16 protein-coding genes are annotated in these 22,323 nt (G+C 69.2%); 3 read left to right on the top strand and 13 right to left on the bottom strand.

Features of this window, described 5'->3' with window-relative positions; translation table 11 throughout:
• The first annotated feature begins 217 nt into the window (after positions 1-217).
• Positions 218-1,090, top strand: a complete 873-nt coding sequence (locus ABZS64_RS13745) for a helix-turn-helix domain-containing protein (protein WP_355827774.1) — start codon at positions 218-220, stop codon at positions 1,088-1,090.
• Here the strand turns inward: ABZS64_RS13745 and ABZS64_RS13750 are convergent.
• The 10 genes from ABZS64_RS13750 to ABZS64_RS13795 all read right to left on the bottom strand — a co-directional run bounded on the left by ABZS64_RS13750 (position 1,061) and on the right by ABZS64_RS13795 (position 16,502).
• The gene (locus ABZS64_RS13750; RefSeq protein ID WP_355827777.1) at positions 1,061-1,654 is read right to left on the bottom strand and encodes a sarcosine oxidase subunit gamma family protein; all 594 of its coding nucleotides are present in this window, start codon (positions 1,652-1,654) and stop codon (positions 1,061-1,063) included. The genes ABZS64_RS13745 and ABZS64_RS13750 overlap by 30 nt on opposite strands.
• Positions 1,647-4,853 carry a sarcosine oxidase subunit alpha family protein gene (locus tag ABZS64_RS13755; protein ID WP_355827780.1) on the bottom strand — a complete coding sequence of 1,069 codons (3,207 nt, stop codon included), beginning with the start codon at positions 4,851-4,853 and terminating at the stop codon, positions 1,647-1,649. Before ABZS64_RS13755 ends, ABZS64_RS13750 begins: the two co-directional genes overlap by 8 nt.
• Positions 4,854-4,865: 12 nt before the next feature.
• Entirely contained in the window at positions 4,866-6,098 is a 1,233-nt protein-coding gene (locus ABZS64_RS13760) for a sarcosine oxidase subunit beta family protein (protein ID WP_355827783.1), read from the bottom strand.
• On the bottom strand, positions 6,095-7,372 hold the full coding sequence (gene glyA / locus ABZS64_RS13765; RefSeq protein WP_355827786.1) for a serine hydroxymethyltransferase: 1,278 nt from the start codon (positions 7,370-7,372) through the stop codon (positions 6,095-6,097). Before glyA ends, ABZS64_RS13760 begins: the two co-directional genes overlap by 4 nt.
• A complete protein-coding gene (locus ABZS64_RS13770; RefSeq protein WP_355827789.1) occupies positions 7,369-8,220 on the bottom strand; it encodes a bifunctional methylenetetrahydrofolate dehydrogenase/methenyltetrahydrofolate cyclohydrolase in 852 nt (283 codons plus the stop codon). The genes glyA and ABZS64_RS13770 overlap by 4 nt, the downstream gene beginning before the upstream one ends.
• A 27-nt stretch (positions 8,221-8,247) precedes the next feature.
• The gene (locus ABZS64_RS13775; RefSeq protein WP_355827791.1) at positions 8,248-10,686 is read right to left on the bottom strand and encodes an FAD-dependent oxidoreductase; all 2,439 of its coding nucleotides are present in this window, start codon (positions 10,684-10,686) and stop codon (positions 8,248-8,250) included.
• Positions 10,687-10,884: 198 nt separating this feature from the next.
• Positions 10,885-11,886, bottom strand: coding sequence for an ABC transporter substrate-binding protein (locus ABZS64_RS13780; protein ID WP_355827793.1), 1,002 nt, complete (start codon positions 11,884-11,886; stop codon positions 10,885-10,887).
• Between the two features lie 46 nt (positions 11,887-11,932).
• Positions 11,933-13,924 (bottom strand): ABC transporter permease subunit, encoded by a 1,992-nt coding sequence (locus ABZS64_RS13785; protein WP_355827796.1) that lies wholly within the window; start codon positions 13,922-13,924, stop codon positions 11,933-11,935.
• The gene (locus tag ABZS64_RS13790) at positions 13,924-15,012 is read right to left on the bottom strand and encodes a glycine betaine/L-proline ABC transporter ATP-binding protein (RefSeq protein ID WP_355827799.1); all 1,089 of its coding nucleotides are present in this window, start codon (positions 15,010-15,012) and stop codon (positions 13,924-13,926) included. The genes ABZS64_RS13785 and ABZS64_RS13790 overlap by 1 nt, the downstream gene beginning before the upstream one ends.
• 20 nt (positions 15,013-15,032) lie before the next feature.
• The gene (locus tag ABZS64_RS13795) at positions 15,033-16,502 is read right to left on the bottom strand and encodes an aldehyde dehydrogenase family protein (RefSeq protein ID WP_355827801.1); all 1,470 of its coding nucleotides are present in this window, start codon (positions 16,500-16,502) and stop codon (positions 15,033-15,035) included.
• A 219-nt stretch (positions 16,503-16,721) separates the two neighbouring features.
• Between ABZS64_RS13795 and purU the strand changes: the two genes are divergently transcribed.
• Positions 16,722-17,594, top strand: coding sequence for a formyltetrahydrofolate deformylase (gene purU, locus ABZS64_RS13800; RefSeq protein ID WP_355827804.1), 873 nt, complete (start codon positions 16,722-16,724; stop codon positions 17,592-17,594).
• Between the two features lie 67 nt (positions 17,595-17,661).
• Here purU and ABZS64_RS13805 read toward each other — a convergent pair whose 3' ends face one another.
• Both ABZS64_RS13805 and betA read right to left on the bottom strand, forming a co-directional pair.
• Positions 17,662-18,492, bottom strand: a complete 831-nt coding sequence (locus ABZS64_RS13805) for a methylenetetrahydrofolate reductase (RefSeq protein WP_355827807.1) — start codon at positions 18,490-18,492, stop codon at positions 17,662-17,664.
• Positions 18,489-20,150, bottom strand: coding sequence for a choline dehydrogenase (betA, locus tag ABZS64_RS13810; protein ID WP_355827811.1), 1,662 nt, complete (start codon positions 20,148-20,150; stop codon positions 18,489-18,491). Before betA ends, ABZS64_RS13805 begins: the two co-directional genes overlap by 4 nt.
• Before the next feature lie 144 nt (positions 20,151-20,294).
• On the opposite strand from betA, the gene ABZS64_RS13815 reads away from it, so the two are divergent.
• Positions 20,295-21,092 (top strand): IclR family transcriptional regulator, encoded by a 798-nt coding sequence (locus tag ABZS64_RS13815; RefSeq protein WP_355827814.1) that lies wholly within the window; start codon positions 20,295-20,297, stop codon positions 21,090-21,092.
• Here ABZS64_RS13815 and ABZS64_RS13820 read toward each other — a convergent pair.
• Positions 21,080-22,228 carry an aromatic ring-hydroxylating dioxygenase subunit alpha gene (locus ABZS64_RS13820; RefSeq protein ID WP_355827817.1) on the bottom strand — a complete coding sequence of 383 codons (1,149 nt, stop codon included), beginning with the start codon at positions 22,226-22,228 and terminating at the stop codon, positions 21,080-21,082. The two genes, ABZS64_RS13815 and ABZS64_RS13820, sit on opposite strands and share 13 nt — an antisense overlap.
• Positions 22,229-22,323: the final 95 nt, after the last annotated feature.

Here is a 22,323-nt window from a genome sequence, read left to right on the forward strand (position 1 = left end):
GGATTGAATCGTGCAGGTCGGAGGGGGGAGTCCGATGCTCCGAATTCATTTCACCGAGCTGGACTTGGCCAGAACGCGCGTGGCTGCAGCTCCTGATCCCATGTGGGAGACAGCGTGCAGCCTGCACCGGTTCCAGACACGCCGCGGACGCTGGGCGTACGCCCAGTGGCATCGTGAGGCGGCAGCCCGGCTACGCGAGCGCGATCTCGGAGTAGTCGTGCACAGACTCCTCATTCCTGCCTGTCCACGTGCCTCCTACTTCCCTGACTTCCTGACTCCCAGCCAGAGCAGTGAAGGGCTGGAGGCGGGACTCGAGGCCGTACTGGCAGCTCCGCGCCGGCGGGTGCTGCAGGAACTCAGCAGAGTGGAGCAGGCCGGCTCGGACCAGCCTTCCCTGCTGCGGTTGGCCGATACGGAGGAGCGCGGACTGCTGGTCAAGGCGCTGCGGGCCTACCACGGGGCCGTGATCGAGCCGTACCAGGAGTCCATGCAGGATCTGATCGACAGGGAGCGGGTTGTGCGTGCCCGGGCGCTGCTGGAGGGCGGGGTCGAGGGTCTCCTGCGCAGTTTCGCGCCGGAGATGAGGTGGCGTCCGCCCGTGCTCGAGGTGGTCCACCACGTCAGCGACCGGGCTGTGCACCTGCAGGGGCGCGGGCTGCTGCTGATTCCGTCGTACTTCTGCTGGCAGAACCCGGTCACTTTCGCCGATGCTCAACTCCCCCAGGTGCTGGTGTATCCACTGCAGCACCCTCGCCCGCACGAGCCGCGGTCCTCCGAGGCCTCGCCGACACTGCGGGCGCTGCTCGGCAGCACCCGCGCGGTGATGCTCGCGGGTTGTGTCGCCGGTGCGACATCGTCGGAGCTGGTGCGGGCCACGGGCATGTCGCCGGGCTCGGTCAGCTTCCATACCCGCGCGCTGCGCGACGCGGGCCTCATCCTCAGCCAACGCCACGCAGGCTCAGCACTCCACTCCCTTACTCCCCTTGGCGCTGCGCTCCTGCGAAGGAACAGCGCACTTCCCGCCCGGGCGCACACCGCCCGGGCGGCCGTACAGGGTTCGTCAGACGTACTCCGACGCGGCATCCAGTAGCCAGTCCGCCAGATACCCGGCGAACGACGACCGGACCAGCACCCAGAACCCGGCCCGGGGTTCGTCGCGTGCGACAAGCACGATCTGTGCGCGGGCCAGGGTGGTCTGGGCCGAGCGCCCGGGCCCGAAGGAACGCGGGTGCAGGTCCAGCGGGCAGCCGTGGGCCAGCAGGTCGCGGGCGCGGGGGCCCGTGACGAGCACCGTTGTGCGTTGGGCGGACACGTCCGTGACCGATGCCGGTTCGTCGCCGGCCGCCTCACGGATCTGGTTCTCCAGACCCGGCCCGGTGCCGGGCGGGCCGACGACGAGCCATTCGTCGGGGCCGAGCCAGAGGGCGACCAGGTGACCGGCGCGTACAACGGTGTTGGGCTCGAGGGGCAGTTGGAGGCCCAGAGCGAGTCCTACGGCATCAGCGGCCGGGCCTTTGGGGTCGAGGCGGACGTTGAGCTGGGTGAGGAAGGGAAGTTCGGCCAGGCGCAGGTCGCCGCCCGAGGCGCGCGTGGCGGCGGCGAAGCGGCCGGCGGCGTGCGCCAGGGGGCTGTGGCGGGTTGCGGTGTCAGCCATCGCGGCGGGCTCCCTCGGGGTCGTAGAGGACGGGACTTGCGACGGTCACCGGGACCAGACGGTCGCCCACAGGTGCGTAGAGCCGCTCGCCGATGCGGTCCCGGCCGCCCTTGATCAGGGCGAGTGCGAAGGTCCGGCCGAGCGCAGCGCTGTGGTAGCTGGAGGTGACATGACCGAGCATCGGCACGGGCGGCGCGGGGAGCACGCTGTCGGCGACCAGGTGGGTGCCTTCGGGGAGGAAGGAGTCCGGCTCTTCCGGGAGCAGGCCGACGAGATGCTTGCGGTCGCCCCGTGTGGTGTCGGCGCGTGCGTGGGAGCGCTTGCCGACGAAATCGGGCTTCTTCTTGGACACCGCCCAGCTCATGCCGAGGTCCTGCGGGGTGACGGTGCCGTCGGTGTCCTGGCCGATGATCGGGTAGCCCTTCTCGGCGCGCAGGACATGCATGGTCTCGGTGCCGTACGGGGTGATGCCGAGCGGGCTTCCGGCCTCGTACAGGGCCTCCCACAGCGCGCGGGCGTCCCACGGCGACACATTGATCTCATAGGCCAGTTCACCGGAGAAGCTGATCCGGCAGACCCGGGCAGGGATGTCCGCGACGGTCGTCTCGCGCCACGCCATGAAGGGGAAGTCGTCGTTCGCGACGGCCAGTTCGGGTGCCAGGGCGCCCAGTACGTCGCGGGAGCGGGGGCCGACGAGGGCGATGTTGGCCCATTGCTCGGTGACGGAGGTGCAGTGGACGCGCAGCTCGGGCCACTCCGTCTGCAGCCATTCCTCCATCCAGTCCAGGACGGCGGCCGCGTTGCCGGTGGTGGTGGTGACGAGGAAACGGTCCTGGGCGAGGCGGATCACGGTGCCGTCGTCGAAGACCATGCCGTCGAGGCGGCACATGACGCCGTAGCGGATCATGCCGACTTTGAGGGTGCTCATCATGTTGGTGTAGAGCCGGTCGAGGAAGACCGCGGCGTCCGGCCCCTGCACGTCGATCTTGCCGAGGGTGGAGGCGTCCATGAAGGCGACGCCCTCGCGGGCGGCGCGGCACTCACGGAGCACGGCGGACTTCATGTCCTCGCCGTCCTGGGGGTAGTACCAGGGCCGCTTCCACTGGCCGACGTTCTCGAAGAGCGCGCCGTGGTCGACATGCCAGTCGTGCAGGGCGGTCACGCGGACCGGGTCGTGGAGCGAGCCGCGGTCGCGGCCCGCGAGGGTGGCGAAGGAGACGGGGGTATAGGGAGGGCGGAACGTCGTCGTGCCCAGCGCGGAGATGTCGACGCCGAGGAGCTGGGCGACGGTGCCGCTGGCGAGGACGCCGGAGGTCTTGCCCTGATCGTTGGCGGTGCCTGCGGTGGTGTAGCGCTTGGTGTGCTCGACCGATCGCATACCGGCGCCGGTCGCACGCGCGAGGTCGTCGACGGTGACATCACGCTGGAGGTCGACGAAGCGGGGCGCGTCGGCGGGGCCGGGGACGACGAAGACCTGCATGGGCGTGGACTGCCGCTCGTCGGCCGCGACCGGGAGGTGGGGTTCGCCTGCCTCGTAGCCCTCTGCCTCGATCGCGCGGACCCCCGCGGCCGCGCCCTGGGCGAGGGCGCCGGGCAGATCGAAGACGCCTGACGCGGAGCCTGCGACCTCGACCGCCTGATGGCAGGTGTCGGGGACGAAGGAGCCGAGCGTCTCGTCGTGGCGCAGCTTTCCGCCCGCTTGGCTGAACAGATGCGCGACGGGGTTCCAGCCGCCGGAGACCAGCAGCAGGTCGGCGGTGAACTCGCGGCCTCCCGCGGTCTCTCCGTACGGGGCGACGGTGACCGCCGACAGCCGCTGGTCGCCCTCGGTGCCGACGACGGCGTGGCCGCTCAGCACCTCGATCCCGGCGTCCTGGGCGTGGCGCGCCCACTCCCCCGGCTCGGGTCGGGTGTCGACGACGGCCGCGATGTCCACGCCCGCCCCCGCCAGGTCGAGCGCGGCCGCGTAGGCGCTGTCGTTGGTGGTGAAGACGACGGCGCGACGGCCGGGCAGGACGCCGTAGCGGTTGGCGTACGTACGGGCCGACGCCGCGAGCATGACGCCGGGCCGGTCGTTGTCGGCGAAGGCCAGCGAGCGCTCGTGAGCTCCGGTGGCCAGGACGACGCGGCGGGCGCGGATGCGCCAGACACGCTCGCGGGAGACGTGCTCGGGGGCTTCGCCGCCGAGGTGGTTGGTGCGGCGCTCCACGGCGAGGACGTGGTTGTCGTCGTAGTAGCCGAAGACGGTGGTGCGGCGCAGCATGCGGGTTTCCGGTGCGGCTTCGAGCAGGGCCTCGGTCTCGGCCGCCCAGTCAAGGAGTTGGCCCGTCCCGAGGAGGCTGCCGCCCGGCTCGGGCTGGTCGTCGGCGAGGATGACGCGCGCGCCGCTGCGGGCGGCGGCGGACGCGGCCGCGAGTCCGGCCGGGCCCGCACCGACGACGAGCACGTCGCAGTGGGCGTGGACGGCGTCGTAGCGCGCTGGGTCGGGTTCGGTGGCGAGCCGTCCCTGTCCGGGGAGGCTGCTCGCGACGAGCCCGTCGTACAACTCCACGGCCGTCGCGGGCAGCATGGGCTCGGGGAACGGCTCCTCGATCTGGACGACCGCGTTGGGCTCCTCGACACCGGCGGAGAAAATGCCGCGCGGGCGGCCGAGCTTGATGCTGGTGCCGGCCTGGATGATGCCGTTGGCGAGGAGGGCGGAGGCGAGGGTGTCGCCGCGGAAGCCTTCGTATGTGGTGCCGTCGAAGGTGAACGTGAGGCGTTCGGCGCGGGATGGGCGGCCGCCGGTGGTCAGGCGGAACGGTTGGGTGGCGGTGCCTGTGCCGGTGCCTGCGGGCTCGGGTACCTGAGGTTTCGTCGCCGGGTGCGCGCCGGTGGGTGGGTTGTGCCGACCCGTTCCGCCCTGCGGAACGGTTTGCCCACAACGCTCTTCCGGGCGCGGTTCGCCTGTGCGATACACCGCCAGGATCTCGTTCGTCGCCGTATTGCGCACGGCGTTGAACCAGCGACGGCAGCCCGCCGCATGGCTCCAGCGCTCCGCGAACGGGCCCTTGGGGTTGTCACGGAAGAAGAGGTAGCGCGCCCATTCCTCGTCGGTCAGGGCGGCGTGGTCCTCGGGGTAGGGCACGTGCGCCTGGCCGCCGTAGTGGAATTCGGCCTCGTCACGGGGCCCGCACCAGGGGCATGGGATGAGCAGCATCGATTCGGCTCCCTAGTGGGCCACCGCGGCCGCGCCGTGCTCGTCGACGAGCGCGCCGGTGGTGAATCGGTCGAGCGAGAAGGGGGCGTTGAGGTGGTGGGGCGTGTCGTGGGCGATGGTGTGGGCGTAGACCCAGCCGACGCCCGGGGTGGCTTTGAACCCGCCGGTCCCCCAGCCGCAGTTGAGGTAGAGGTTGTCGACCGGGCTGAGCCCGATGATGGGCGAGGCGTCGGGGCTGACGTCGACGATGCCGCCCCAGGTACGCAGCACATGGGCTCGGGCGAAGACCGGGAAGAGCTCCAGGGCGGCCGCCATCTGATGCTCGATGATGTGGAAGGCGCCGCGCTGGGTGTAGGCGTTGTACGCGTCGATGCCCGCGCCCATCACCAGTTCCCCCTTGTGGGCCTGGCTGACGTACACATGCACGGCGTTGGACATCACGACCGTGGGGTGCACCGGCTCCAGGAGCTCGGAGACCAGCGCCTGCAGCGGGTGGCTCTGCAGCGGCAGCTCGAAGCCCGCCATGGCGGCCAGCACCGAGGTGTGACCGGCCGAGCAGAGCGCCACCTTGCCTGCGGCGATGGGGCCGAGCGTGGTCTGCACCCCGACGACCCGACCGCCCTGGATGTCGATGCCGGTGACTTCGCAGTTCTGGATGATGTCGATGCCGGCGGCGTCGGCGGAACGCGCCAGTCCCCAGGCGACGTGATCGTGCTTGGCGATACCGGCCCGCGGCTGGTAGGTGCCGCCCATCACCGGGTACCGCACGTCGGGCGAGATGTTGACGATGGGACAGACGTCCTTGACCTGCTGCGGGTCCAGCCATTCGGCGTCGACACCGTTGAGCCGGTTGGCCTCGACGCGGCGCACGCTGTCGCGGACGTCCTGCAGGCCGTGGGCGAGGTTCAGCACACCGCGCTGGGAGAAGAGGATCGGGTAGTCGAGTTCGTCCGCCAGCCCTTCCCACAGTTTGAGGGCGTGCTCGTAGATTCCGGCGCTCTCGTCCCACAGATAGTTGGAACGGATGATGGTGGTGTTGCGGGCCATGTTGCCGCCCGCGAGCCAGCCCTTCTCCAGCACGGCCACATTGGTGATGCCGTGGTTCTTCGCCAGGTAGTGGGCGGTCGCGAGACCGTGTCCGCCGCCGCCCACGATCACCACGTCGTACGAACGCTTCGGCTCGGGCGTGCGCCAGAGCCAGTCGGGGTGCTCGGGGAGGTCGGCACCCGGGGTGCGGGGGCTCATCGGGCGGCTCCTGAAAGGTGCGGGTAGAGCGGGTGCTTGGCGGCCAGCGCCTGCGTACGGGCCCTGAGTTCGGCGACATCGGGCGCGGGCTGGAGGGCGAGCGCGATCACATCGGCCACTTCGCGAAAATCCTCTTCGGTGAAGCCGCGGGTGGCCAGTGCGGGGGTGCCGATGCGCAGCCCCGAGGTGACCATGGGCGGACGTGGGTCGAAGGGAACGGCGTTGCGGTTGACCGTGATGCCGATGGCGTGGAGCAGGTCTTCCGCCTGCTTCCCGTCGAGCTCCGACTTCCTGAGGTCGACCAGGACCAGATGGACGTCAGTGCCGCCGGTCAGCACGCTCACTCCGGCCGCGGCCGCGTCGGGCCGGGTCAGCCGCTGAGCGAGGAGGCGGGCACCGGCCAGTGTGCGGGCCTGCCGTTCGGCGAACTCCGGTGCGGCGGCGAGCTTGAACGACACCGCCTTCGCGGCGATGACATGCTCCAGCGGTCCGCCCTGCATTCCGGGGAACACCGCCGAGTTGATCTTCTTGGCGAGGTCGGCGTCATTGGTGAGGATGACTCCACCGCGCGGGCCGCCGAGCGTCTTGTGGGTGGTCGTGGTGGTGACATGGGCGTGCGGTACGGGACTGGGGTGCAGCCCGGCGGCCACCAGGCCCGCGAAGTGGGCCATGTCGACCATCAGATACGCACCCACCTCGTCGGCGATCCGCCGGAAGGCCGCGAAGTCCAGCTGCCGGGGATACGCCGACCAGCCCGCGATGATCATCTTGGGGCTGTGCTCCTTGGCGAGCCGCTCCACCTCGTCCATGTCGACCAGGCTGTCGGTCTCGTCCACGTGGTAGGGCACGACATTGAACATCTTGCCGCTGTAGTTGATGCGCATGCCGTGGGTGAGGTGCCCGCCGTGCGCGAGGTCGAGGCCGATGACGGTGTCACCGGGCTGCAGCAGGGCGAAGAAGACGGCGGTGTTCGCCTGGGCGCCCGAGTGCGGCTGCACATTGGCGAATCCGGCGCCGAAGAGGGACTTGATCCGCTCGATGGCCAGCCGCTCGGTCACATCGACGTGTTCACAGCCGCCGTAGTAGCGGCGACCGGGGTAGCCCTCGGCGTACTTGTTCGTCAGGACCGAACCCTGGGCCTCCATGACCGCCGAGGGGGCGAAGTTCTCCGACGCGATCATCTCCAGGGTGGACTGCTGGCGGTCCAGCTCCGCGGCGACGGCGGCGTGAACCTCCGGGTCCAGCTCGGCGAGCGGCGCGTTCAGGGTGTTCATGCGGCGTTCCTCTCGGCGGCCTCAACGACATTGGCGAGCAGCATCGCCCGCGTCATGGGTCCTACGCCGCCGGGCATGGGCGCGACCCATCCGGCGACCGTGACGGCATCTGGATGCACGTCGCCGATCAGTCCCTCGTCGGTGCGCGTGATACCGACGTCGAGTACGACGGCACCGGGCCGCAGCATCTCAGGGGTGATCAGTCCAGGCGATCCGGCGGCCGCGATGACGATGTCCGCCTCACGTACATGCCAGGCGAGCCCCTTGGTCCCGGTGTGGCACAGGGTCACGGTGGCGTTCTCGGACCTGCGGGTGAGCAGCATTCCGATCGGCCTCCCGACGGTGATGCCCCGCCCGATGACGCACACCCGCGCTCCGGCGAGGGGGACGTCGTGGCGGCGCAGCAGTTCCACGATGCCGCGCGGGGTGCAGGGCAGCGGGGCCTCGACCCCGAGCGCAAGGCGGCCGAGGCTGACGGGGTGCAGGCCGTCGGCGTCCTTGGCCGGGTCCATGCGCTCCAGTACCGCGTTGGCGTCCAAGCCCCGGGGCAGCGGCAGTTGGACGATGTAGCCGGTGCAGGCGGGGTCGGCGTTGAGCTCGTCGATGACGGCCTCCACCTGGTCCTGCGTCGCGTCGGCGGGCAGTTCGTGCCGCATGGAGGCGATCCCGGCCTGTTCGCAGTCGCGGTGCTTGCCGGCGACGTACGCGCGACTGCCGGGGTCGTCGCCGACCAGTACCGTGCCGAGGCCCGGAGTGATTCCCCGCGCGGCCAGCTTGGCGACGCGTTCGGCGAGCTCGGCGCGAATCGCGGCCGCGGTACGGCGTCCGTCGAGGACTTTGGCGGTCACGGTGCTCCTCTTCATACGGATGGGGGCTCAGCCGCGCAGGCGGGACATGGACGGGTCGAACAGCGGCTCGTCGGCGACGACCGCTTCGACGCGCTGGTCGAAGTAGCCGATGTGCAAGGTGGTGCCCGTCGTGGCGAGCTCGGCGGGCAGCCACGCGTAGGCGATGCCCTTGCCGATCGTGTAGCCGTACGCGGCACTGGTGACATAGCCGACCGGGCGGCGCCCGTCGTACACCGGCTCCTTGCCCATGACCACGGCCTGCGGGTCGTCGATGGTCAGACAGGTGAGGCGGCGCCGCACATCGGCCTTGCGGCGCTCCAGCGCGGCCTTGCCGATGAAGTCGTCCTTGTCGAGCTTGACGGCGAAGCCGACGCCCGCCTCGTAGGGGTCGTGCTCATAGGTCATGTCGGTGCCGAAGGAGCGGTAACCCTTCTCCAGACGCAGGCTGTTGAAGGCGCCGCGGCCGGCGGCGATGCCGCCGAGGGGCTGGGCGGCCTGCCACAGGGTGTCCCACAGCTTCACGCCCATGTCGGCGGTGGTGTACAGCTCCCAGCCGCGTTCGCCGACGTACGACAGGCGCATCGCGGTGACGGGGACGGAGCCGATGTGGGCGCGCTTGGCGCGGAAGTACTTCAGACCGTCGTTGGAGAAGTCCGAGTCGGCGAGGGGCTGGAGTACCTCGCGGGCCAGCGGGCCCCACAGGCCGATGCAGCAGGTGCCTGCGGTGATGTCGCGTACCTGGACCGACCCGTCCGCCGGCAGGTGCCGGCCGAACCAGTCGAGGTCCAGGTTGCCGTTGGCGCCAACCTGGAAGTGGTCGCGGCTGAGACGGGCGACGGTGATGTCGCTGCGGATGCCGCCGTCTTCGTCGAGGAGCAGGGTGTACGTCACCGAGCCGACCGACTTGTCGACGTTGCCGGTGGAAAGCCGCTGGAGGAAGGCGGCGGCGCCGCGACCGGTGACCTCCAGGCGCTTGAGCGCGGTCATGTCGTACATCGCGACGGTCTCGCGCGTGGTCTGGGCCTCTGCGCCGACGATGGGCGACCAGTAGCGCGCTGCCCAGTCGTTCGGGGTGGGGATGGAACGGCCCTCGACGAGCGGGGCGTTGGCTTGGTACCACTGGGGCCGCTCCCAGCCGGTGGCCTCCAGGAAGAAGGCGCCGAGTTCCTGCTGGCGGGCGTAGAAGGGGCTGGTACGCAGGGGCCGTGGAGCGCCGGCCGGCTCGAGGGGGTGAAGGATGTCGTAGACCTCGACGAAGTTCTGGCAGTCGCGGGCGAGGACGTACTCCGGGGAGAGCTGGTGCGGCTCGAAGCGGTTGACGTCGCACTCGTGCAGATCGAAGGACGAGCAGTGGCCGTCGACGAGCCATTCGGCCACCGCGCGGGCGACGCCGGCGGAGTGGGTGACCCACACGGCCTCGGCGACCCAGAAGCCCTTGACGTCCGGTGATTCGCCCAGCAGCGGCAGGCCGTCGGTGGTGAAGGAGAAGAGCCCGTTGATGCCCTCTTCGATCTTCGCCTCACGGGTCGCGGGCAGCAGGGCCTGAGTCTCGGTCCAGGCGTCGGCGAAGTCGTCCTCGGTGAACTTCAGGACCGAGGGCATCTGCTCGGCCTCGTCGACCGAGGCGATGTCCTCAGCGTCGACGGGCATGGGCCGGTGGCCGTAGTAGCCGATGCCGATGCGGTCGAAGCGGTCGCGGTAGTACAGGTCCGCGTCCTGGTGGCGCAGGATCGGGCGGACGGCCTCCTCGGCCTGGCCCTCCAGCGCGGGGACGGGGCCGGTCCAGGCGAGCTGGTGGGCGAGCGGGGTCAGCGGCAGGTTCATGCCGACCATGCGGGCGATCTTCGGGCCCCAGATCCCGGCACAGCACACAACGATGTCGGCGGGGATCTCACCCTGGTCGGTGACGACCGCGCTGACCTCGCCCTCGCTGTGTACGACGTCGAGGACTTCGTGGCGGGCGAGGAAGCGCACGCCGCGCCCGGTGGCCCGCCGGATCTGCGCCTCGACGGCGAGCACCGCCTTGGCCAGGCCGTCAGTGGGGACCAGGAGGCCGCCGAGGACGCGCCCGCGGTCAACCAGCGGGTGCAGTTCGATGCACTCCTCGGGGCTCAGCAGCCGGGATTCGATGCCCCATGCGGTGACCCAGCCGTGGCGGCGCTGGAGCTCGGTCAGGCGCTCGGGGGTGGTGGCCACCTCGAGTCCGCCGACCTGGAGGAAACAGGGCTGTCCGTCGACGTCGAGGCTGCAGAGCTTCTCGACGGTGTAGCGGGCGAGCTCGGTCATGGTCTTCGAGGCGTTCGTCTGGAAGACCAGCCCCGGAGCGTGGGACGAGGACCCGCCGGTGGCGGGAAGGGGCCCCTGGTCGACGACCGTGATGTCGCTCCAGCCTGCGGAGGACAGTTCGTCGGCAAGCGCCGCTCCCACGACGCCCGCTCCGATGATGACCACTCGGGGTCCCGCCATCGCCGCACCTCCGCCTTTAAGCAGTTCAGTTGCTGTCAGCGCAACATGCTTCAGGTTGCGCAACTCACGATGCCGGTCGCCGAGGGTGGGTGTCAAGGGGCCTTCACGGCCGTAACCGGGGCAAAAAAGAGCCGTGCCCGGCGGGCTGTCACGGCAGCCCGCCGGGCACGGTCAGTGGTTCGCGGCCCCTCTTGTGGATCAGCTCTTCTTGAGCCAGAAATCGACCTTGTCGCGGTTGGCGTCCACCCACTTCTTGGCCGCCGCCTCCGGCGTCATCTTGTCCTCGGCGATGTACTTGGCCACGAGGTTCTGGTCCGAGTTGGTCCAGGTGAAGTTCTTGACGAGGTCATAGGCAGGGCTGCCCGAGTCGGCGAACTTCTTGCTGACGATCTTGTCCAGCTCGTAGTCGGGGTAGTCGCAGGCGACCTTCGCCGCGTCCGCGTCACAGCCTGCCTTGTACGGCGGCAGATTCACCTTCGCAAGCTCGATCTCCGACAGGAACCACTGCGGTGCGTAGAAGTACCCGATCACCCAGCTCTTCTTGGCCTCGGCCTGCCTGAACGCCTGGATGAGCGCCGCCTCGCTGCCGCCGTAGACGACCTTGTAGTCAAGTTTCAGATTCTTCACCAGTGCGGCGTCGTTCGTGACGAACGACGGATCGCCGTCCAGGAACTGGCCCTTGGCACCCGACTCGGACGTCTTGAAATTGGCGGCGTATTTATTGAGGTTCTTCCAGTCGGTGATGTCCGGGTGCTCCTTGGCCAGCCACGGCGGCACGAACCAGCCGATGACACCCTTGTTGCCCGTCGCCCCGGCCACGACCGCGGTCTTCTGGTCGGTGATGTACTTCTTCTTCAGGTCGTCGTGGCCCCAGTTCTCGACGACGGCGTCCACTTCACCGGTGCCGAATCCCTGCCAGGCGACCTCTTCCTTGAGGTCCTTCTTGGTCACCTGACACTTGAGGTCGTTCTCGGCGACATACGCGATGACCGCCGCGTTGGCCTCGTATCCGACCCAGGGGTTGACCGCGAGGTTGAACGTGCCGCACTTGCCAGAGTCGCCCCCCGCCTTGTCCGATCCCGAGTCACCCACCTTGGCACCGCTGCAGGCGGTGACAGCGGCCAGGCCCAGCGCCGCAAGACCGGCCACCGCGGCCCGCCGTCTCGCGGGCCGTGACTGGGTGATGAAGTTCCCGATCATGTACTGCCTCCTGTGCTTTTCCTGTGGCCGCTGAGGTGTGGCCGGCCTAGCGGGCGCCGGGCGCCCTCGTCGTGCGCCGTGCCGCTGCCTGGGTTATCCGGTCGAACATGACCCCGAGCAGAACGATGGCCAGGCCCGCTGCGAGGCCCTTGCCGTACAACTCGCCCTGGGAGAAACCGGCTACGACGTCGTAGCCCAGGGCGCCCGCACCGACGAGACCGCCCACGACCACCATGGACAGGACGTAGATCAGTCCCTGGTTGGTAGCGAGGGTCAGGGCGCTGCGTGACATGGGGAGCTGGACCTTGGTGATGATCTGCCAGGTGCTGGACCCGGCTGCCGTGGCGGCCTCCACCGTGGTCTGGGGCACCGCTCGCACGCCGTCCGCGATGATCTTGATCGTCACGGGGGCCGCGAAGACGACCGCGGCGATGATCGCCGTAAATCGAGTGGCACCGAACAGCGCCAGGAACGGCACCAGATAGACGAACGAGGGCATGGTCTGGCCCGCGTCGAGGCTGGGTCTGATCAGGCGGTCGGCCAGCGGACTGCGGCCCATCCAGACACCGACCACGACGCCGAGCAGCATCACGATCAGAGTCGCCACCGCCGTGGAGGCCAGCGTCGTCATGCTGTCCGACCACACCCCGGTCCCGACGAGCAGGGCCACGCAGATCGCAGCCGTCACACCCGCGCGCCATCCGCCGAGCACGGCGCCGACGGCGACGAGGACCACGCCGACCAGCCACCAGGGGGATTCGGTGAGCAGCGTCTCGAAGGGGTTGAGCAGCGCTGTGGTGATCAGATCCCGGGTTCCGTTGGTCAGTCCGCCGAAGGTGTCCTGCGTCCACTGGGTGACCGAGTCCGCCGTGCGCGCGATCTCGCCGCCGACTGCGCCGTCGCCGGGGAACTGGGCTGCCCACACATAGGTGTGGGACAGCCACACGCACACCGCGGCCGCCGCGCCGCCGGCCAGCAGCAGGGGACGGCGCCACTTCGTGAACCGCCCGGCACCGCGCTTCCTCGCGGCCTCCACGCGGTCACCCGCCGCAGTCGTCACCCGATCCAGCACGATGGCCATGACGACGATCGCGAGGCCGGCGTTGAAGGCGACACCGACGTCGAGGGTCTGCAGCGCCTTGACGACCGTCTTGCCCAGTCCGGGCGCGTCGATCAGGGCGGCGATGGTGACCATGGACAGCGCGGCCATGATGGTCTGGTTGACGCCCATCACGACGGTCCGCTTGGACATGGGCAGCAGCACCTTGGTGAGCGTCTGCTTCCGGGTTGATCCCAGTGACTCGGCGGCCTCGACCGTGGTGGCGGGCACCGAGCGGATGGCGTGCGCGGTGATGCGTATGGCGGGTGGCGCCGCGTAGATGAGCGTGGCGATCGTGGCGGATGCCGGGCCGATGAGGAAGAACAGGGTGAGTGGAGCCAGGTAGACGAAGGTCGGCATCGTCTGCATGAAGTCCAGGAACGGCGTGATGGTGCGGTTCACCCGGTCGGAGAGACCGGCCCAGATGCCGAGCGGGATGCCGATGAGCAGCGAGACGAAGACCGCCGACAGGGTCAGGGCGAGGGTGTCCATGCTCTCCTGCCACAGTCCCTGCAGCCCGAAGAAGACGAACCCGGCCACGGCCAAGGCCGCGACGCGGATGTTCCCGACGGCCCAGGAGACATAGCCGGTGAGGGCGACGACGCCCAGCCAGCCGATGACGGGTACCGGACGCCCGCCCTGTGGCTGGGAGATCAGCGACTGGATGAAGGTGACGAGGTTGTCGATGACCAGTCGGATCTCGTTGAAGAAGTAGAGGAAGAGCGGGTTGCTGTTGCGGTTCGCACCGATGCTGTCGTTGACCGAGTTGAACCAGCGGTGCAGGTCCGTCAGATCGGCCGCCGCCAGCGCCAGCGTCTGCCTCCCGCGCAGGGCTGCGAACAGCACGAGCCAGGCGATTACGATCGCGGCCACCACGACGCGGCGGCTGACTCGGCGCGCGGCCGCGACAGGGGCGGCCGTCCCGGCGGCGACAGCCATCACGCGCCGCCTTCCTGCCCGGCGACGACTGCGAGGATCTCCTCGTCGCCGACGATGCCCAGCAGCTTGCCGTCCTGGACGACCTTGACCGGCCGGTCGGCGGCGAGCACCGCCCGCGTCGCCTCGCGCACCACGACGTCCGGGCCCAGCTCCGGGCCGTCGAGGGCGTCGCCGGGCTCGGGCTCGCGCATGATCCAGCGCAGGGTGAGGACTTCGGCGCGGGACACGTCCTTGACGAACTCGCGGACATAGTCGTCGGCGGGCGCGCCGACCAGTTCGTCACCCGTGCCGCACTGGACCATCTTGCCGTCGCGCATGATGAGGATGCGGTCGCCGAGCTTGAGCGCCTCGGACAGGTCGTGGGTGATGAACACCATCGTCTTGCCGACCTCGTGGTGCAGGCGGATGACCTCGTTCTGCATGTCGCGGCGGATCAGCGGGTCGAGCGCGGAGAACGGCTCGTCGAAGAAGAGCACGTCCGGATCGCCGGCGAGCGCACGGGCAAGACCGACGCGCTGCTGCATACCGCCGGAGAGCTGGTCTGGATAGGAGTTCTCGTATCCGGCGAGGCCGACGAGTTCGACGACCTCCATGGCCCGCTTGGCGCGCTCTGCCTTGCCCATGCCGCGGATCTCCAGGCCGTACGAGACGTTGTCGACGACCCGGCGGTGCGGCAGCAGGCCGAAGTGCTGGAAGACCATGGAGAACTTGCGGCGCCGCAGCTCGCGCAGCCGTCTGGCGTCAGCGCCGCGGATATCCTCGCCCTCGAAGTTGACTTCGCCCGCGGTGGGTTCGATCAGCCGGGTGAGACATCGCACCAACGTGGACTTCCCGGAGCCGGACAGGCCCATCACGACGAACACCTCGCCGGGCGACACGTCGAAGCTCACATCCCGTACGGCGGCGGTGCATCCCGTGCGGTCCATGAGCTCGCGGCGCGTGAGCCCGCACAGCTCCTCGGAATCCGGCACCTGGTCGGCCTTGGGCCCGAACACCTTCCACAGCCCGCGCACGGAAACGACCGGGGGCGTGTCCTGGTCCTTGGACATGCCGCGCCGCTGCGGCAGTTCAGTCTGTGTTGGGGTCACGATCGACCTCTCTTCGGCATTCAGCCGCGGAACCAGTGCTGCGGCCGGGGTTGGATGTTCTGCCAGATGTGCTTGGGCTCGCGGTATTCGTCCAGGCCCGTCGGCCCCAGTTCCCGGCCCACGCCCGAGTGCCCGAAGCCACCCCATTCGGCCTGCGGTACATAGGGGTGGTAGTCGTTGATCCACACAGTGCCGTGGCGCAGCCGCCCGGCGACCCGCTGGGCCTTGCCTGCGTCCTGCGTCCATACGGCTCCGGCGAGCCCGTACTCGGTGTCATTGGCGATGCGTACGGCGTCGTCCTCGCCGCTGAAGCGCTCGACGGTCAGCACGGGGCCGAAGGACTCCTCATGGACCACGCGCATGTCCTGGCTGCACTCGTCGAGCACGGTCGGCGGGTAGTAGTGGCCATTCGCGAGCGCGGGGTCATCTGGGCGGCTGCCGCCGCAGCGCAGTACGGCGCCCTCGGCGAGGCCCGCTGCGACATAGGCCTCGACCTTCGCCCGGTGCTGTGCGGAGACCAGCGGTCCCGTGTCGGCCTCGGGATCGAAGGGGCCGCCGAGCCGGATGAGCCCGGCACGCCTCACGACCTCGTCGACGAAGGCGTCGTGGAGGGAGTCCTCGACGATCAGGCGGGCGCCTGCCGAGCAGACCTGCCCCGAGTGCAGGAAGACGGCCGTGAGAGCGAAGTCCACAGCCGTCTCGAAGTCGGCGTCGGCGAAGACGACGTTGGGGTTCTTGCCGCCCAGTTCGAGGGCGACCTTCTTCACGGTCGCGGCGGCCGTGGCCATGATCCTTCGGCCGGTGTCCAGGCCCCCGGTGAAGGAGATCATGTCGACGGCGGGGTCTTCGGACAGCGGTGCGCCGACCTCGGGACCGGCGCCGAGCACAAGGTTGGCCGCGCCGGCCGGCAGACCGGCCTCCTCAAGTGCCCGCATCAGCAGGACCGTTGTCGAGGGGGTGAGCTCGCTCGGCTTCACCACGACGGTGTTGCCGGCCAGCAGAGCTGGGGCGACCTTCCACGACGCCTGGAGCAGCGGGTAGTTCCACGGGGTGATCAGCCCGCACACGCCGACCGGCTCGTACGTGACGCGGCTGACGGCGTCGTCGCGTCCGGTGTCGACCACCCGGCCGCTGCTGGTGCCGGCTATCCCGCCGTAGTAGCGGAAGCAGGAGACCACGTCGGCGATGTCGTACTCGCTCTCCACCAGCCGCTTGCCGGTGTCCAGCGATTCGGCGCGGGCGAAGTCCTTGGCGTCGCGCTCGATCAGATCGGCGGTGCGCAGCAGCAGTGCGCCGCGCTCGCGTTCGGGGGTTCGCGGCCAGGGGCCTTCGTCGAAAGCCCGGCGGGCCGCTCGGATCGCGGCTTCGGTGTCGGCCCGCGTCCCTTCGGACACGACCGCCGCAAGCGTGCCATCTGCGGGGCAGAGAATCTCCCGGTGGCCACCGGCCACCGCATCGCGCCATTCTCCGTCCACATACAGGTGTGCCACGAGCGGAGCCCTTCGACCGAAGTTCGTTGCGCATCATGCACTGCATTGCTTGTGGTGGAACACCTTGGCCGAACGTGTGACCCACGTCAAGAGGGCGAGACAGGCCGATTGCGCCCCGAGACCCAGTTGTCCCGACTCTCTTGACCACGACCCGCGAGGGACTGACCATGTTGCGTATCACTCACCGTGTTGTGCAATACGCATCGACGGAGGCCGCGCATGTCCCCTCGACCGCAACCTGGCCGTGAATACGTCCTCACCCTCTCGTGCCCGGACCAGGCCGGACTGGTGCACGCCGTGAGCGGCTACCTGGTCAGGAACTCCGGCAACATTCTGGAGAGCCAGCAGTTCGACGACCGGCTTCAGGACCGGTTCTTCATGAGGGTCCACTTCGATGTGTCCGACCCCGACACCGGTGTGAAACAACTGCGCGACCGATTCGGCCCTGTTGCAGAGGCGTACCGGATCTCGTGGACCCTGCGGGACGCCTCGACGCCCACCCGCACGCTCATCATGGTGTCGAAGTTCGGTCACTGCCTCAACGACCTGCTCTTCCGCCGGCGCACCGGCGCGCTCAACATCGAGATCCCGGCAATCGTCTCCAACCACGAGGAGTTCGAGGAGCTGGCCGGCACCTACGGCATCCCCTTCCACCACATCCCGGTGACCAGGGACAACAAGGCCGACGCCGAGGCACGTCTGCTGGAGCTGGTGCGCGAGCTGGACATCGACCTGGTGGTGCTCGCCCGCTACATGCAGATCCTCTCCGACGACCTGTGCAAGCAGCTCGAGGGCCGGGCCATCAACATCCACCACTCCTTCCTGCCCAGTTTCAAGGGCGCACGCCCGTACGGGCAGGCGTACGACCGGGGTGTGAAGCTCGTCGGTGCCACGGCGCACTATGTGACGCCGGACCTGGACGAGGGGCAGATCATCGAGCAGGACGTGGTCCGCGTGGACCACTCGCTCGACCCGGACGAACTGGTCACGGTAGGGCGGGACGTGGAGGCGCAAGTGCTGGCGCACGCCGTCAAGTGGCACAGCGAGAGCCGGGTCATGGTCGACGGGAACAGGACCGTCGTCTTCCGCTGAGCCTGTTTCGTACACGATCGGCGGGCGGCCGGAGCACCCCGGGCCGCCCGCCGATGCACGCTTCGCCTCACTCCCCGAGACGGTCGAGCATGCGGCGGCGCCAGCGCTCGGTCTCGGCGATCTGGTTGAACGTGAACAGGTGCAGGCCCGCCACCGCCGACGACGAAGCGGTCAGCACGGGCGCACTGCGCCGCAGCAGCCGCTCCGGCGCGTAGCCGCCCGGCGCCGCGAAACGCAGGAACCAGGAGGCGTGCCGGGCCAGGAAGCGCGTCGACTCCCCCACACCGATCTTCGCCGCCATCGCCAGCAGCTTCGTACGCTCGACGGGTCCGGCCACACCCACGTGCACCGGGAGTGTGACATCGCGCCGCCGTACCCGCGACACCCACTCCCCCAGTACGCGCGCGTCGAAGCACAAGTTGCTGACTATGTACGTCGCATGGGCGTGCTTGTCCCACATCGCCTGGACGGTGATGTCGTCGTCGATGAGCGGATGACTCTCCGGGTAGCCGGTGATGCCGACCCTGGCGAAGGGGCTGCCCAGCTCGGCGAGGTGCCGCAGCAGGGGCAGCGCTCCCTCGTACGGGCCGGCGGGCTGATCGGAGTCCCCGGCAGGCACGAAGATGTCGTCCACGCCCGCCTCGCGCAGCCGGTGGACGACCTCCGCGACGTGGGCGCCGTCCCGCAGCAGCCGCGCGGGCAGGTGCGGCACCGTGCGATAGCCGTGCGAGGCCAGCCGGGTGGCGAGGTCGAGGGTCGGTTCAAGACCCTTGACCGGCGACGCGGTGACCGTGACCGCCACGTCGCGCGGCACATGGGCGAGCACCTTGTCGTGCGTCGCCCTGGCGGGGAGCACCTCGTAGCGGACCTGGTGCAGCAGCGAACGGAGCACGGTCATCCGGCGGCGTCGCGGTGCCGGTAGTACGTGGCCTTCGAGGGCGGCAGGGGGTCCTTGCCCAGGATGAGGTCGGCGGCCTTCTCGGCGATCATCATCACCGGCGCGTAGATGTTGCCGTTGGTGACATAGGGCATCACCGAGGCGTCCACGACGCGCAGTCCCTCAAGTCCGTGCACGCGCATGCTGGCGGGATCGACGACGGCCAGGTCGTCGGTGCCCATCTTGCAGGTGCAGGAGGGATGCAGGGCCGTCTCGCCCTCCTTCGCGACCCAGGCGAGAATCTCCTCCTCGCTCGCCACCGACGGTCCCGGTGAGATCTCCCCGTCGTTGTACGGGGCGAGCGCGGGCTGGTTGAGCAGCTTGCGGGTCACCCGGATCGCCTCGACCCACTCGCGACGGTCCTGTTCGGTCGACAGGTAGTTGAAGCGCAGGGCCGGGTGCTCGTGCGGGTCCTTGCTCTTGATCTTGACGGAGCCGAGGGCGTCGGAGTACATGGGTCCGACGTGCACCTGGTAGCCGTGTCCGCCCGACGGCGACGAGCCGTCGTAGCGGACCGCGACGGGCAGGAAGTGGAACATCAGGTTGGGGTAGTCGACGTCCTCGTTGCTGCGGGCGAAGCCGCCTGCCTCGAAGTGATTCGTGGCGGCAGGGCCCTTGCGGAAGAGCCACTGCAGGCCGATGAACGGAGCGCGCCACTTCGCCATGTACGGCTGCATGGAGACCGGCTGCTTGCAGGCGTACTGGATGTAGACCTCAAGGTGGTCCTGGAGGTTCTCGCCGACGCCGGGCAGGTCGTGGACGACGTCGATGCCGAGCGCGCTCAGTTCCCCGGCGTTGCCGACTCCGGAGAGCTGCAGCAGCTGCGGCGAGTTGATCGCACCGCCGCAGAGGATGACCTCACCGGCGCGGACCTGCTGGGGCTCGCCACGCCCACGCCGGTACTCGACACCGACGGCGCGCATGCCCTCGAAGAGCACGCGGGTGACCAGGGCACGGGTCGTGACGGTGAGATTCGGCCGCCGCCGCACGGGCTTGAGGTACGCCTTCGATGCGGAGAGGCGGCGTCCGCGGTGGACGTTGCGGTCGAAGGGGGCGAAGCCTTCCTGCCGGTAGCCGTTCACGTCGTCGGTGCGGGGATAGCCGGCCTCCTGGGTGGCCTCCAGGAAGGCGGGGAAGAGCGGGCTGGAGGCCGGGCCGCGTTCGAGGACGAGAGGGCCGTCGTGGCCGCGGAACTCGTCGTCGGGGTCGGCCGCCAGGCAGTTCTCCATGCGCTGGAAGTAGGGCAGGCAGTGGGCATAGTCCCAGGTCTCCATGCCCGGGTCGGCCGCCCACCGCTCGTAGTCCATGGGGTTGCCGCGCTGGAAGATCATGCCGTTGATGCTGCTGGAGCCGCCGAGCACCTTGCCGCGGGCGTGGTAGACGCGCCGGCCGCCCATGTGGGGCTCCGGCTCGGATTCGTACTTCCAGTCGTAGAAGCGGCTGCCGATCGGGTAGGTCAGCGCCGCGGGCATGTGGATGAACACGTCCCACGGATAGTCGGGTCGGCCGGCCTCCAGCACCAGCACGCGGTTGCCCGGGTCGGCGGAGAGCCGGTTCGCCAGTGCGCTGCCGGCCGATCCGCCGCCGACGATGACGAAGTCGTACTGCAGGGGAGCCATGGCTGCCTCGTCTCGATCGCGCCGTTCGATACGCCCGGCATGCTAGTACGAGTAGCGCCATACGCACCAGGTTGCGAGCAACGCAACTTGTTGGGCTGCGCGCCTCTCCACGCAGTCGTTGTTTACTGCGCGTATAGTTTCGCTGTGAGCAACTACAGTCCAGATACCGAAACGACCGGTTCGCACCCCGGCGGGGTCCAGTCCGTCGACCGCGCCATCAGCGTGCTGGAAATCCTTGCCCAGCACGGTGAGGCGGGCGTCAGTGACGTGGCGGCCGAGATCGACGTCCACAAATCCACCGCTTTCCGCCTGCTCGGCGCGCTGGAGTCGCGCGGCCTGGTGGAGCAGGCGGGCGAGCGCGGCAAATACCGCCTCGGCTTCGGCATCGTGCGCCTGGCCGGTGCCGTCACGGGCCGCATCGACATCACACAGCAGGGCCGCCCGGTCTGCGAGCGCCTCGCCGAGGAGATCGGCGAGACCGTCAACATCGCCGTCAAGCAGGAACAATTCGCGATCAACCTCTTCCAGGTGCGCGGCCCGGCGGCGGTCGCGGCCCACAACTGGGTCGGCCAGCTGACCCCGCTGCACGCCACCTCCAGCGGCAAGGTCCTGCTGGCGCACATGCCCGCCAAGGAGCGTGCCGAGCTCCTGGCGCATGCGGGCCTGAAGAAGATGACCCCGCGCACCCTGACCGCGAAGACGAAGCTCGAGAAGAGCCTCACCGAAACCCGAGAACACGGCTACTCGTGGACCCTGGAGGAGCTGGAGCTCGGGCTGCACGCCATGGCCGCGCCGGTCCGCTCCCGGGACGGAGAGGTCATCGCGGCACTGAGCGCCTCAGGGCCCTCGTACCGGTTCACCGAGGAGCGCATGCGCGAGGTCGCCCCCGTGCTGATCCAGGGCGCGGAAGAGATCAGTCACCGCATGGGCTACCTGGGCTGACCCGGCGCGCCGGAGGCGGACCCGAGCCGCTCCTGGATCCAGTCGTGGAACAGGCCGATGTGGTGCTCGCTGGGTACGAGTACGCCGCCCTTGGCGTACAGGCGGGAGCTCATGGCGGGCTGGCAGCGCTCGCAGGCGTCGAAGTCCTGCCGGTTGACCCGGTCGAAGAGCTCGACGGACCGGCTGACGTCCCTGCCGCTGTCCACGACGTCCTTGAGGTAGAGCCAGTCGCACTCGACGATCGTGCGGTCGACGGCGACCGGGTACATCCGGTGGAAGATCACGTGGTCGGGGACGAGATTGATGAACACCTGCGGTCTGACGGTGATCGCGTAGTAGCGGCGGTCCTGGTCCTCGGCGACCCCGGGTATGCGCTCCAGGCCCTCGGAGCCGTCCACGGTGAAGCCCTTGACCTCCGCGCCGAATTCGGCGCCGTGGCCGACGTAGTACTGCGCGGCATAGCCATCGGCGAACTCCGGCAGCACCTCGGTCAGTTCCGGGTGGATCGTGGCGCAGTGGTAGCACTCCATGAAGTTCTCGATGATGAGCTTCCAGTTCGCCTTCACGTCGTAGACGATCCGCCTGCCGACCTGGAGGCTGTCCATGTCGTAGCGCTCGATCGACTCCACATCGCCGAGCCGTGCGACGACGTCTCCGACGACCTGCTCCTCGAAGGAGGGCGGGGTCTCGGCCAGACAGACCCAGACGTAGCCCAGCCACTCACGCGTGGCCACATTCGCCAGGCCGTACTCGACACGGCCGACGTCCGGCATCTTGGTGAGGTTGGGAGCCGCGACGAGTTTGCCCGTCAGGTCGTAGGTCCAGGCGTGGTACGGGCATTGGAAGGCGCGCTTGACCTCGCCGCTCTCCTCCGTGCAGAGCTTGGCGCCGCGGTGCCTGCAGACATTGAAGAAGGCGCGGACCGAGTTGTCCCGGGCACGGGTGACGAGGATGCTCTCGCGGCCCACCTCGACAGTCCGGAAGGCGCCCGGCCCGGCCAGATCGGAGGAGCGCGCGACGCAGAACCACATCGCCTCGAAGATGTGCTCCTGCTCCTGGGCGAAGATCCCGGGATCGGTGTAGTAGGAGCCGGGGAGGGTGGCGATCAGGCTGTCCGGCAGGCTGGTCGAGGTCACTGGGCACTCCTCGCGGGGTGACGTCGTCGGTCGGTCGTCGCGCCGGGGACGAAGGGGTCCGAGCGGCGCAGTGCGGTATGCATGAATGGCGTGCT

Source organism: Streptomyces sp. NPDC005408, assembly GCF_040606445.1.
Taxonomy (GTDB): Bacteria; Actinomycetota; Actinomycetes; order Streptomycetales; family Streptomycetaceae; genus Streptomyces.